This window comes from Mycobacterium sp. MAA66 (genome assembly GCF_041261665.1).
Classification (GTDB): domain Bacteria; phylum Actinomycetota; class Actinomycetes; order Mycobacteriales; family Mycobacteriaceae; genus Mycobacterium.
On sequence record NZ_JBGCCC010000010.1, the window covers coordinates 16,597 to 29,097 of the forward strand.

Genomic DNA, 12,501 nt, shown 5'->3' on the forward strand with positions numbered 1-12,501 from the left:
AATATGGAAAAACACTGTGGAACATCCCAGTCAAATGCCGATGGCGGCGCACTAGCGTCGGGAAGCACGGTGCCGATAACAGTTACCGGCACCACGACCTTGGAGGCAGACATGGCCATCGGTGTGGCGAAGATCCGAGATATCGCCGACGGCGTTCAGGCCGGACAGTTCGAGGTCGGTGACCGCGACCAGCTCCACCGATTGGACGACCTCGACCCGATCTACAAGCAATTACTCGACGGTCCGGTAACCGCGGTGATCTCGGTGATGGGCGGCGCCGGACGCCCGAATCTTTCCCCGGTGTGGGTCGACTACGAGGGCGATCGGATGCTGCTGAACCTGGCTTCTCACCGCAAGAAGGTGCAGTGGCTGCAGAACAACCCGCATGTCACCTTCATGCTGATGAATCCCTCCAACCCATTCCACTGGATGAGCGTCAAAGCCACTGTGGCGCGCCAGATCTCGGAGGACGACCCGGACGACGGCGCCCTGGTCACCGCACACATCGACCGCATGGCCCAGAAGTACCTCGGCACCGGCGGCGGCTACACGTTTCGCGACCCGAGCCGCGACGAGCGCCGGGTGTTGTTCGAATTCACCGTCGACTCGGTCGCAACGTTCGGCAAGCCGTGAGTGACTGCTGACGGACTCAGTCCGGCACGGCAGGCTGCACACCACCGAGCACGTCGGCGGCCATCAACGCGAGCTTGAGCTGCAGCCATGATTCCGGCTGCTGAAGGGACAGCCCCGCGATTTCTTCGACCTTCTTCAGGCGCAGACCGATGGTGTTCTGATGCACGAAAAGTGCTGTCGCCGTGCGGCCTACGCTCATTCCCTGATCGAGATACGCCCGCACCGTCGCAACGAGTTGGGCGTTCTTGCGCTCGTCATACCTGCGCAAGGCCTCCAGCGTGTGGTCCGAGAACCGAACGAGCTCATGCGGGTCATTCAGCTGCAGCAGCAGCCCGTAGACCCCGAGGTCGGGCAGCGTCACGACCCGATCGGACCCGCGCAGCCGCGCCAATTCCATTGCGGCACGGGCGGTTCCCATCGCAGCCCGCGCATCGGACAGACGTTCACACCGGTGACCGACGATGACGGTCGCGGTCTGGGCTCGCGCCAGGCGGCTGACGGCATGGCGAACGCGTTCGGCGGCCTGGCCCGGGGATTCGGCGCGAGATCCCTCGGGCCACAACATCAGGACGTCGCCGCCGGTGCTTGTCACCAGCGGCCGCGGCTCGCATTGCGCGGCCACCGCCCGCGCCGTCGACAGCAACGACCGCGTGCGCCCCGGGCCGCCGTTGCCATCGGCCGCGGCGACAATCACGGTGTGGGCGCGCGTCAGATCGTGTCCGAGCGCCCTGGCGCGGGTGCCCAACGCGTCCGCTGTGGCCCCCGCCAGAAAATCGGCCAGCAGGTCCGATCGCAGGCTCCATTCGACATCGGTGGCGGTGCGCTGCCGTAGAAACTCCAGCGCACACACCACGGCTGCGTGTTCCAATGCGCGCCGGTCGAGTTCGGACATATCGGCCAAGCGCCCCGGCAGCCACAACCGGGCGACCACCTCGCGCCCCAACCACACCGGCGCGGTGACCCGATTCCCTTGTGCCGTTTCCCCGATTACGTCCGGGAGTTGTTCTGTGTCAATGGATTCCGGAGCCAGCTGCACCCCCTCGTGAGCGGCGTTGGCCGCGATGGCACCAGAAGCGTCGGTGACCAGTACCGGACGGCGCTGCAGCCGGGCCAGGGCCTCGGCCACTCCCTGCACTCCCCCGGCGCGCAACGCCACTTCGGTCAGTTCGCGGTGGATGCACTCCGACTGCTCCAACAACCGGCGCTGCTCGGTCAGCGAGTTGATCAGGCGGGAACTCTGCAGTGCCGTGCCGGCCTGGTTCGCCAGGGTCCAGAGCAACGCGACTTCGTCCGGGCCGAAGTCGTGAACCGAGGTGCGGTAGCAGTTGAGCGTGCCGACAGGCGTCCGGTCCACCAGCAGCGGTACTGCGGCCATCGCCCGATACCCATAGTTGTCGGCCAGCCAGGCCCATGGCGCGAACGACGGGTCGGCGAGAATGTCGGGCACGATCGCGGGCTCGCCGGACCGGAAGGCCCACGTCGACGGCCCACCCGACAACGGACCCGAATCAATGGCGATCGTCCTGCGCTCATTGACCTCTGCGACGTACTCGACCGACAGCCCGGACGAACCCGATATGTACAGCCGGTGGCGATCTTCGTCGACCAGCAGCACGCTGCTGGCCTCGTACCCCGTCAGCGTGCAAGCGGTTTCGGCGATGAGGTCGAGCAGCTTCGGTAGCGGTGTCGAGGCGTTGACCGCCGCCGCCAAGTCACCCACCCCGCCGAGCCACCGCCGCATCTCGTTGCTCGTATAGCTATGCACGCCGGCCCCGATTCACTGACGGGTCAAACCAAAAACCTTGGGTAGATACACAATGAAGACCGTACATGCTGTGTTCTCACACAGTCCAGGGTCGGGTGGCGCTCCGTAGGGTTCGTGAACGAGCGGGGAGGTATCACCGCACTCGAACGCACCTGGAGGCCCCATGAATCCCGCGGAACGCATGGTTGAGGCGGCACGAGCGTGGATGGCCGGCCTCTCCGGAGAACAGCTCAGCCAAGCGGTTTCACCGTGGCCATCGGATGAGGAACGCCACCGTTGGTTCTATACCCCCACCGATCACGGCGGGCTGCCACTGGCGCGGATGCGACCCACACAGCAGAGCCGTGCCATGCAGTTGGTCGCGACCGGCCTGTCCAAACCCGGCTACGTCACCGCGACCACCATCATGGGACTGGAGAACGTCCTCGACCAGGTCGAGAACTGGCAAGCGGACTGGGGACGCGAACGCGGCAGGGATCCGCAGATGTACTGGCTGAAGATCTTCGGCGAGCCGGATCTGAAGGGCCCGTGGTCGTGGCGCTTCGGCGGTCATCACATCTCGGTCCAGCATTCGGTACGTGACGGCCAGGTGATCGCCAGTTCGCCCAGCTTCCTCGGCGCGGATCCGGCCGAATCACCCTTGCTCGGCGGACACCTGCTCCGGCCACTCGGGGCGGCCGAAGACCTTGCGCGCGAGCTGGTTCGGTCACTGGACGAAGGCCAGGTGGCAGAGGCGCTGATCAGTCCGGTCGCCCCGGTGGACATCGTCGGAGGCAATCGCCCCCATCTGCACGAGGGCGACATGATGATGGGGCTGCCCGATGTCTGGCGCGAGCCGTTCACCGATCCTCGGTTGCACGATCTGGTCCACTCCATGCACGACACGTCGGAGGTCCAGGCCGGCTTGCTGCCCGCGCATCATCGCGCGGTGAGTCTGACGACTGCTCCGAAAGGCATTGCAGCGTCGGCGATGTCAGACGGTCAACGAGAGTTGCTGCGCGCCGTGCTCGACGTCTTCATCGGCAGGATCCCTGAGGAACTCGCCGACCGGGAGGCCCAGAAATTTGCCGGCGCCAAACTCGACTCCGTCCACTTCGCCTGGGCCGGCGGCGTCGAGCGGGGTCAGCCGCACTATTACCGACTCCAGGGCCCGCGCTTGCTGGCCGAATACGACAACACCCAGCGCGAGGTCAACCACATCCACACGGTATGGCGGGATCCCAGTGGGGATTTCGGCGACGACGTCCTCGCGCGTCACCATGCCGAGTTCCACGGCACGCCGCGGCTGCAGTAATCAGATCGCCCTCGCCGAAGCGGCCAGTCACCCGACTGATGTCGCGATCCCGCGCTGCCCGCAGACTCACCAGAGCACACCGGCGTGGTGCGCATCGACGCGCACTGAAAGGAAGTGTGAGTTGCCAGCCAGATACGCCGTCATCGGTGCAACCGGAGCGACCGGCGGCGCCGTCACCGCCGCCCTCAAGCACCGCGGATCGCAGGTCCGGGCGATCACGCGAAATCCGTATTCAGCACGTGCCCAACATCTTTCGCAAACCGGCGTCGAGGTCCTCGCCGCCGATCTCGACGATGTCGAGGCGCTGGCCCACGCGTTGACCGGGGTCACCGGGGTTTTCGCCGTCACCACCCCGTTCGAGGACGGTCCGGATGCCGAACGGGAGCAGGGCCTGAACCTGGTTACCGCGGCCGAGAAAGCTCAGGTACCGCATCTGGTTTTCTCGTCGGTGGGAGGCGCCGATCAGCACACCGGAATTCCACATTTCGAGAGCAAGGCGGCCATCGAGGCAGCGCTCGCCGATTCCGGCGTGCCTTACACCATCGTCGGTCCCACGTACTTCTACGACAACCTGCTCGGCGGCCTCGACGAGTTGCGCGCGGGCCGGTTCACCCTGCCGATTCCACCCAACATGCCGCTACAACAGTTGTCCCGCAACGACTTCGGCCGGTTCGTCGCCACCGTGTTGCACGATCCCCTGCGCTTCATCGGAGCGCGCGTCGACGTGGCATCCGACGCGCCGACGCCGCGCCAGATGGTCATGGCGCTGCACCGAACACTCGGCCACCCAATAGAACTCGCCACGCCGGACCCGGCCCAGATCGACTCTCCCGACATGCGGGCGATGTTCACGTACCTGTCTGAACACGGCTACAGCGCAGACATCGTCGGTCTACGACAGACCTACCCAGAGGTCGGCTGGCAGCGCTTCGAGGACTGGCTGGACGAGACCCTCCAGGGCTAGTTCACCTGGTTCAGTGCCCGTGACCGCCGCTATGGCCACCGGCTCCTGAACCGGAACTCCCTGTGCCGGCATGGTTGTTGTCTTGATTCGGTGGCGCGTGGCACTGCCCGTCGACCATGACTTGGCCCGGCTCACACACGATCGAGTTGTCGGCCCACGCAGTTGGAGCCGCACCCACCACCGCCGCCGCGCACACCAAGGCCGCAACGCACATAGGTGAACTCAATATCGATGGCACCATGTCATCCCGCCGATCTCGACTGGTAGAGCGCCAGATTACCGCCGGGCCCAGCGCCGCACGTCGCTTATTGACGAGCTGGTTAGAAAAGCGCGCCGACCCTCCGGAGCATTCAGCCTCCGACACCGTCATCGAGTTGCTTTAATGCCGAGAGCCGCCATACGGGAAAGACATCCACCTCGCGGTCGTGCGACACGTTCACTCTCGACGGTTTCAGGAAAGGTCGGTCGCGGGGTATGGATCGACTCGGTATCGAGGCCCTCAGCGTGTTCGGTTTGCCACCAGTTGAATTCATTGAGCTTGCCGCAGACCTCGGATGCCACCACATCACGCTGTTCCTACACAGCGTCGCATTGGTACCACTCGGCTATCCGGCATTCTCGCTGCGGGACGACGTCGCCCTGCGAAAAGACATCCTGGCCGCCATGGATCACCGCGGGGTGACAATCTCACTAGGCGACGGATTCATCGCGCTGCCCGGGGCCGACATGCGCTCGTTCTGCGCGGATCTCGATGTCCTGTCCGAGCTAGGCGTGCCTCGGATCAATGCGGTCAGCCTCGACGCGGACCTCAACCACACCTTCGACCAGTTCGCCACGCTCGCGGAACTTGCGGCGCAGCGGCAGATCGAGACGGTGATCGAACCGGTGCCCGGCCTCACCGTTGGCGACCTGCCCACCGCACTGGCCGCGCTCAACCACATCGCACGCCCCGACGTTCGATTGCTGATCGACACCATGCACCTGGTGCGGTCCGGATCCAGCGCCCAGGACCTGCGCGCCGTGGACCCACGTCTGATCGGCTATGCGCAACTCGCCGATACCACACTCAAGCCTGGCAGCCGCCACTACGCAGAGGAAGCCATGTACGAACGCATGGTTCCCGGAGAGGGCGAACTGCCCCTGCCCGATATCGTCGCCGCCCTTCCCGGCGACGTCGTGATCGGACTCGAAGTGCCCAGACGTTCACTGGCGCTGTCCGGCGCCACTCCCATCGACCGGCTGCGCCCCTGCGTCGAGGCGGCACGCGCGCTGATGAACGCGGTATCCCGCTGACGGCGGGGTCACGAATCGTCACACGCCGACAGCGGTCTGAGCGCCGACAGCCGCAGGGCGCCACAGCACAACCAGAGCGATGATCGACGACGCTCACAACCCTCCGCATTGCATGTCGGTTGCCTGTACGTACAGCGTGCGCTCCCAGCGGCGTCGGAGTGCGGCGTTTAGGCTGCTCGGCAAGCGGCGCGGAGTCGTCCTGCCGGAAAAGACCTAGGTGGTGATGGGGAATCTTGAACGGCGGACGTGATCGAGCAACTCGCTGCGCATACGCTCGGCACCCTCAGACTGGCATCAGGCGCAGGACCCGGGTGCTCGGTAGCGCCCTGGTTTCCTGCGCCATGACGGTCGCCGGGCTCGGTCCGGCCGGCGTCGCTCACGCAGTCTGCGCGTCCGTCAACGGCACCCCTGTCGGGCCGGGCTGCTCCAAACCGTCGTATCAGCTCGCCGACCAAGCACAGAAGCAAGTTGTGAGCGTCGGCCCTCGGCCTTCCACCACGGGCGCCGTCGCAGCCTCCACCGCCATCTCGGACGCTTCAACCGATGCCGACGCCGACCCTGGCGACCCGGACACCGCCGGCGCGCCGAGCAATCCTGTCGCGGTGGCCGAGACCATGCTGGGGACCGACGTCTTCGGGCCCTACGGCTGCGAAGACTTCGTTGACGCCGCATACGGGCGCACTACCAGCACCGGTATCGCTCACGACGCAGCGCTGTACTTCTACCAGTCACTGGCCGACCGTGGGCTGGCACATCACGAAATGCCCATCCCACGCGGCGCACTGGTGTTCTCCAACGGACCCGACGGCGGTCACGTCGACATCTCGCGCGGCGACAACACCTATGTTTCCGGTGGCGTGCAAGGACTTTCGCCCGGTTACGGCGACGGCCACAACGTGCAGATCCTGCCCGCTCCGAACCTTGGCTCCTGGACGCTGTCCGGATGGGCCTATCCGCCCTGGTAGGGGTGCGCGCGGCGTAGTAACTACCGTCAAACCGCACACCATCGCCGGAAGGATGTAATGAAGCTTCGCCGGCTGGATCTCACTGTCGGCTTGATATTTGCCCTGGCCGGCTGCAGCTCATCGAACACCGCCAGTACCAATAGCACCTCGACGAGCGCACGCACGACGGCGTCGGAGTCTCACTGCGCTACTGCCCAGTTGGAGGCCAAACTTGGTGAGCCCCAAGGCACTACCGGCACCACCAAATATTCACTCAACCTGAGTAACACCAGCACATCTACCTGCACCATTCAGGGCTACGCCGGCGTGACATTCGTCGCCGGCGACGATAACCACCCGATCGGCCATGCCGCCGACCAGGACACCGGCCCACTTCCCACCATCACCTTGTCACCCGGCCAAACCGCCTCGGCGATACTTGGGATTGAGGACCCCGCGAACTTGCCCGCCGACTGCGATGCCACTCCGCCCGGCGGACTACGAGTCTCGCCGCCGGACCAATCTGCTTCCCTCGTCATCGATCCCGCTGGCATTGCATGCGCCAATCCGAAGTACACCACCTTGCACATCGGCCCATTTCACAACGCCTAGCTTCGCTGCGAACCGGCACAGTCGTTTCTGCGGGACCAGCACTGATGCTGCCATGGCGCGCGAAGACCGCGCATTTCAACCGTGGCTGCCCTGAACCGTAACGGTCCTCGTCGCCGCCGTGGGACTACCTCCACCGGGCGGGGTGATCTCCACCGAAATGCCGTAAATGCCCGGAACTGTGACCTCGAACGCAGATGCGGGACTGCCTACACAATCGGTGCTGCGCTGCTGTTGGTCATAATTCTGCGGGCCGGTGAGTTCGGCGGTGACCGTGCAGGCACCGGCGGTTGCCGGTTGGCCCTGATCGCTATAAGCCCAATTGAACGTCAGCTGCGGCGGCATGCCCGCTGGTGGGTTCGCGGCGAGCTGGAAGACGTCCACGCCGACTTGAGTAAGACCCGCATTGGCGGCCCGTGATTGGAGTTCGATCGAGCCAGTGCTCATCGGCGGTCCGCCAGGTTCGGTCGTCATCGACCCAGGCGCGCCCTGGCTGACTGGGGTTGCGACGACTGTTCCGCTGGAGACCTGTGGCGACGGGCCGGCCCCTTGACCACTCGGCGTGGTGCCGTGACCCTGACAGGCGGTCGCACTCAGCACGGCGAACACAGCCATCGTCGCAAACCGTCCGATGTGGTGGGGCCATCTCAGCTGTTGCGTCATCGTTCCCCGGCTCCCTTCCGAAAGGTGATGCCGAACAGTCTTGACCCGACAGACCTCCCACCGTGATATTTCAGGATTACTGGCAAGGCTCTCAGGGCGGTCTGAGGTGCGACGGCCTGGGACAAGGGAGGCACGCTGTTTCGAGAACGCCGGAGTTCACACCGTGCCGCGGTCGGGTTTACGGGAAAATACGGGATACAGGCCCCGGAGACGAGAACAGGCCAGAGGCGTAAACCTCTGGCCTAGCTGTGAGCTCCCCCGATTGGACTCGAACCAATAACCGCCCGATTAACAGTCGGGAGCTCTGCCAATTGAGCTACAGGGGACTACTTTCGGCTCCGGGAGGTTGTCCCTGAACCGAAGCAAGACTCTAGCGCACCACCCGCCGAATCTTGGAATCGGGTGCACAACCTGCGTAAGCCCACCCGCCTGCAGCGCGCCGCATCGATCGTGAGGCAGGATGGAGCCAAGCATTTTTCGTCAGGGAGGGGTCCCCGTGATCCGCACCGTCGCCGTTATGGCCGTCGGCTATGTGTTGGGAGCGAAAGCCGGACGTCGCCGGTATGAGCAGATCGCCGGCACGTATCGCGCCATCACCGAGAGCCCCAAGACAAAGGCGATTCTGGATGCGGGTCGGCGCAAGCTGGCCGACAAGGTTTCACCCGACCCGAACATGGTCCGGCTGACTGCCATCGACTCCAAGACCGCGGTACTGCACCCCGAGTCTGTCGACGACTAGAAAACGGTCAGTTGATCGGGGTGTTCCAGGACTGCCCGGGCAGTAGCGGACCGGAGTTGATCCCGCCGCTGGGTCCCCAGACGCCCCACGGAGTTCCCGCCGTCACGGGCTGACCATTGGACTGGCCGACACAGTTGCCGTCGTCCTTGTTGCCGATCCAAGCCAGGCACTTACCGGCCACCGCGTGCTCGGACGGGCCGGCCGACAGGGCCACCGCGATGGGTGCGGCCACCGCAGCGACCGCCAGTGCTCCAGCGGCGCAGAGCCGGGATGCTCGGATGGTCATGATGGCTTCTCTCCCCTACCTGGTCGGTACAGCCCCTTCACCATAACGTGTGACAGGCCGGCGCGGACCCGCCGAGATCGACGAAATGGCCGGATCTTCTCGCCATAGTTGGACTATTTGTCCGTCTGGGCAAGCGGTCAGGTGAGGTCGTCGCCGCTGGCCTGCTCCAACAGACTGCGCCGGTATTGCTCCATGGCGACCAGGTCACCGAACAGCGCGTGGTACTCGTCGGCGTGGTCCACCGGCGACATCCGCTGCAGCTTGGATTTCACCTCGGCGATCTGGCGGCCCACCCACACCTCTTGCAGCCTGGCCAGCACACTGGACACGTAGCGCGGCAGTTGGTCGTCGTCATCGACCCGGAAGCCCTCGACCGCGAGCTCGCTGGTCAGGTTGGCGGCCGCCTGGCCCGCGGTCTGCACCGCTCCGATCCACTCGGCACCGGACAGGCCCAGCGACGTACCGCCCGCGGTCGTGATGGCCTCGCGCACCGCTGCATAGCTCGGATGCGTGAAACTCTCCACCGGCAGCGAGTCGAACACCGGGCCGGCCAGCCCCGGATATTGCAAGGCCGACTTGAGTGCCTCACGCTGCGGCCACAGCGTCGGGTCCCGCGGATTCGGCCGCACCGTCGCCGTGGCGCCGGTGGTAGCCGCAACCGAGACCGTGCTGGCCGCCTTACGACGCGACGGACCCGGCCCTGCCTTCGCTGTCTCTCGCACCCGGGAAATGACTTGGGCCACATCGTCCCAACCCACCCAGCCGGCCAGCTGACGAGCGTATTCATCGCGCAGGGTGGAGTCCTTGATCTTGGCCACCATCGGCACGCAGCGCCGAAGTGCGGTCACCCGTCCCTCTGCACTGTCCAGGTCATAGTCCTCCAGCGCGGTGCGAATCACGAACTCGAACAACGGAGTTCGCCTGGCCACCAGATCGCGCAGCACACTGTCACCAGATTTCAGCCGCAGATCGCACGGGTCCATCCCGTCGGCGGCCACCGCGACGAACGACTGCCCCGAAAGATTCTGTTCGCCCTCAAAGGCTTTCACCGCAGCGGCACGCCCGGCGGCGTCGCCGTCGAAGACGTAGATCAACTCACCGCGGAAAAAATTGTCGTCGAGCATCAGGCGGCGCAGCATCGACAGGTGCTCATCGCCGAACGCCGTACCGCACGACGCCACCGCCGTCGTCACCCCGGCCAGATGCATCGCCATGACATCGGTGTAGCCCTCGACAACCACGGCCTGGTGCCCCTTGGCGATGTCCCGCTTGGCCAGATCAAGCCCGAAGAGCACGTGAGACTTCTTGTACAGCACCGTTTCCGGGGTGTTGACGTACTTGGCTTCCATGTGGTCGTCGTCGAACAACCGGCGGGCGCCGAAGCCGATCACCTCGCCGCCGGAACCACGGATCGGCCACAGCAGCCGACGGTGGAACCGGTCCATCGGGCCCTTCCGGCCCTCTCGGGACAGCCCGGCCGCCTCTAACTCCTTGAATTCGAAACCCTTGCGCAGCAGATGCTTTGTCAGAGTGTCCCAGCCCGCTGGGGCGAAGCCACAGCCGAAGCGACGCGCCGCCTCTTCGTCGAAGTTACGGTCGAGCAGATACTGCCGGGCCGCAGCGGCCTCCGGCGAGCGCAACGCCTCGGCGTAAAACTCCTGCGCGGCGATGTTGGCGGCCAGCAGCCGGCTGCGGCTGCCGCGGTCGCGCTGCACGTGGGTGGCGGCCGCCCCTGAATAGGTGATGGTGTGGCCGATCTTGTCCGCCAGCAGTTCGACCGCTTCGACGAAGGTGACGTGCTCGATCTTCTGCACGAACGCGTAGACGTCGCCGCCTTCGCCGCAGCCGAAACAGTGGTACTGGCCATGGTTCGGCCGGACGTTGAACGACGGCGACTTCTCGTCGTGGAACGGGCACAGCCCCTTCAGCGAATCGGCGCCCGCGCGCTTGAGCTGGACGTACTCACCAATGACGTCTTCGATTCGAGTGCGTTCACGAATTGCCGCGATGTCACGGTCGGAGATGCGGCCCTGCGGCATCGGATCAGTCTAGTGGCCGCGGTGAGCGCGCCTCGTGCACGCGTTCCAGCCGGGTCTCGGTGTACGACGCGATCTGGTCGAGCACGACGCGCAACCGGGCGCCATCGTCGGCGGCCATCACGAACTCGGCTGCGAACTGTGGGTCCAGGCTGGCCGGGGCCTGGCCCCACAACGCCAGTGCGACCTCCTCGACACGGGTGCGTTGATCGGCCTGGATCTGCAGGTGACGGTGGTCGGACATGATGAACTGCAGCGCCAGCATCTTGAGCACCGCCACTTCGGCGCGTACCAGCGTCGGCACGGCCAGGCTGGCGTCGAAGCGGCGCAGCGGTCCGCGGCCGTAGCGCGTCCGGGTCTCGATGATCGCCGCATTGGCGAAGCGCCCGACCAGTTCGCTGGTGAGCCGCTTGAGCGCCACCGAAGACGCCACCGTGCCATCGTATTTGCCGACCGCGGCCACCACGGGTATCTGGGACAGCCGCTCGGCGGCGCCCAGCATCTCGTCGTGCGTCACCGTCGGATAGGAGCCCGCGCCCAGACCGGCCAACGTCGCGGCGGCATCGGGATCGGCGAGCACCCGCAGGTCGATGCGCCCCGAGATCACCCCGTCCTCGACGTCGTGGACCGAATAGGCCACATCGTCCGCCCAGTCCATCACCTGCGCCTCCAGGCACAACCGCTCGGCCGGGGCACCGGCTCGCATCCACTGCGCGGCCACCATGTCGTCTTCGTAGAAGCCGAACTTCTTGCGGTCACCGCGCTGCCACGGGTATTTGATCACTGCATCCAACGCGGCCCGGGTCAGGTTCAGCCCAACCGAGCGGCCTTGGGCGTCAAGAGCTTTGGGCTCAAGGCGGGTCAGGATCCGAAAGTTCTGGGCATTGCCCTCGAAGCCGCCGAAGGCCTCGGCGATCTGGTTGAGCGCGCGTTCGCCGTTGTGGCCGTATGGCGGATGACCGATGTCGTGCGCCAGGCCGGCCAGGTCGACCAGGTCCGGATCGCAGCCCAGCCCGATCGCCATGCCACGGCCGATCTGCGCAACCTCCAGCGAGTGGGTCAGCCGGGTGCGCGGATTGTCGCCATGACGCGGGCCGACCACCTGGGTTTTGTCGGCGAGTCGCCGCAGTGCCGCGCTGTGCAGGACGCGCGCCCGATCCCGGGAGAAGTCGGTGCGGTATTCGGTATCGGTGCCGGGCAGTGCGGCGACCTTGGGTCCCTCTTCGACCAGCCGTTGCCGGTCGAAGTCGCTGTAGTCGTCTGCGGTGCCCACCG

General features: G+C 65.6%; 12 protein-coding genes and 1 tRNA gene. 7 read left to right on the plus strand and 6 right to left on the minus strand.

All coding sequences use genetic code 11. The annotated features are described in order from the left end of the window. The first annotated feature begins 69 nt into the window (after positions 1-69). Positions 70-633 carry a pyridoxamine 5'-phosphate oxidase family protein gene (locus ABIA30_RS22350; RefSeq protein ID WP_370069462.1) on the plus strand — a complete coding sequence of 188 codons (564 nt, stop codon included), beginning with the start codon at positions 70-72 and terminating at the stop codon, positions 631-633. 16 nt (positions 634-649) lie between these two features. Here ABIA30_RS22350 and ABIA30_RS22355 read toward each other — a convergent pair whose 3' ends face one another. Beyond that, positions 650-2,374: a helix-turn-helix domain-containing protein gene (locus ABIA30_RS22355; RefSeq protein ID WP_370069464.1), complete on the minus strand. Its 1,725-nt coding sequence runs from the start codon at positions 2,372-2,374 to the stop codon at positions 650-652. Between the two features lie 187 nt (positions 2,375-2,561). Here ABIA30_RS22355 and ABIA30_RS22360 point away from each other — a divergent pair, with 187 nt between their 5' ends. The 5 genes from ABIA30_RS22360 (at position 2,562) to ABIA30_RS22380 (ending at position 7,505) form a co-directional block, all read left to right on the plus strand. Next, a complete protein-coding gene (locus tag ABIA30_RS22360; RefSeq protein WP_370069466.1) occupies positions 2,562-3,692 on the plus strand; it encodes a DUF3500 domain-containing protein in 1,131 nt (376 codons plus the stop codon). A 121-nt stretch (positions 3,693-3,813) separates the two neighbouring features. Beyond that, the gene (locus tag ABIA30_RS22365) at positions 3,814-4,656 is read left to right on the plus strand and encodes an NmrA/HSCARG family protein (protein ID WP_370069468.1); all 843 of its coding nucleotides are present in this window, start codon (positions 3,814-3,816) and stop codon (positions 4,654-4,656) included. Between the two features lie 474 nt (positions 4,657-5,130). Continuing rightward, on the plus strand, positions 5,131-5,949 hold the full coding sequence (locus ABIA30_RS22370) for a sugar phosphate isomerase/epimerase family protein (protein ID WP_370069470.1): 819 nt from the start codon (positions 5,131-5,133) through the stop codon (positions 5,947-5,949). A 311-nt stretch (positions 5,950-6,260) separates the two neighbouring features. After that, on the plus strand, positions 6,261-6,914 hold the full coding sequence (locus ABIA30_RS22375) for a hypothetical protein (protein WP_370069472.1): 654 nt from the start codon (positions 6,261-6,263) through the stop codon (positions 6,912-6,914). Positions 6,915-6,971: 57 nt separating this feature from the next. After that, positions 6,972-7,505: a DUF4232 domain-containing protein gene (locus tag ABIA30_RS22380; RefSeq protein ID WP_370069474.1), complete on the plus strand. Its 534-nt coding sequence runs from the start codon at positions 6,972-6,974 to the stop codon at positions 7,503-7,505. Between the two features lie 75 nt (positions 7,506-7,580). Here ABIA30_RS22380 and ABIA30_RS22385 read toward each other — a convergent pair whose 3' ends face one another. Then, complete coding sequence (locus tag ABIA30_RS22385; protein ID WP_370069476.1) at positions 7,581-7,976, minus strand: hypothetical protein; 396 nt, start codon at positions 7,974-7,976, stop codon at positions 7,581-7,583. Positions 7,977-8,418: 442 nt separating this feature from the next. Continuing rightward, positions 8,419-8,491: transfer RNA gene (locus ABIA30_RS22390), tRNA-Asn, on the minus strand. A gap of 170 nt (positions 8,492-8,661) precedes the next feature. Between ABIA30_RS22390 and ABIA30_RS22395 the strand changes: the two genes are divergently transcribed. Continuing rightward, positions 8,662-8,904: a hypothetical protein gene (locus ABIA30_RS22395; protein ID WP_370069478.1), complete on the plus strand. Its 243-nt coding sequence runs from the start codon at positions 8,662-8,664 to the stop codon at positions 8,902-8,904. 7 nt (positions 8,905-8,911) lie between these two features. On the opposite strand, the gene ABIA30_RS22400 is transcribed toward ABIA30_RS22395, so the two are convergent. The 3 genes from ABIA30_RS22400 to ABIA30_RS22410 form a co-directional block, all read right to left on the minus strand. Continuing rightward, a complete protein-coding gene (locus ABIA30_RS22400) occupies positions 8,912-9,190 on the minus strand; it encodes a hypothetical protein (protein ID WP_370069480.1) in 279 nt (92 codons plus the stop codon). Between the two features lie 137 nt (positions 9,191-9,327). Then, positions 9,328-11,229 (minus strand): DNA primase, encoded by a 1,902-nt coding sequence (gene dnaG / locus ABIA30_RS22405; protein ID WP_370069482.1) that lies wholly within the window; start codon positions 11,227-11,229, stop codon positions 9,328-9,330. Positions 11,230-11,233: 4 nt separating this feature from the next. Further along, positions 11,234-12,499 carry a deoxyguanosinetriphosphate triphosphohydrolase gene (locus tag ABIA30_RS22410; RefSeq protein ID WP_370069484.1) on the minus strand — a complete coding sequence of 422 codons (1,266 nt, stop codon included), beginning with the start codon at positions 12,497-12,499 and terminating at the stop codon, positions 11,234-11,236. Between the last annotated feature and the right edge of the window lie 2 nt (positions 12,500-12,501).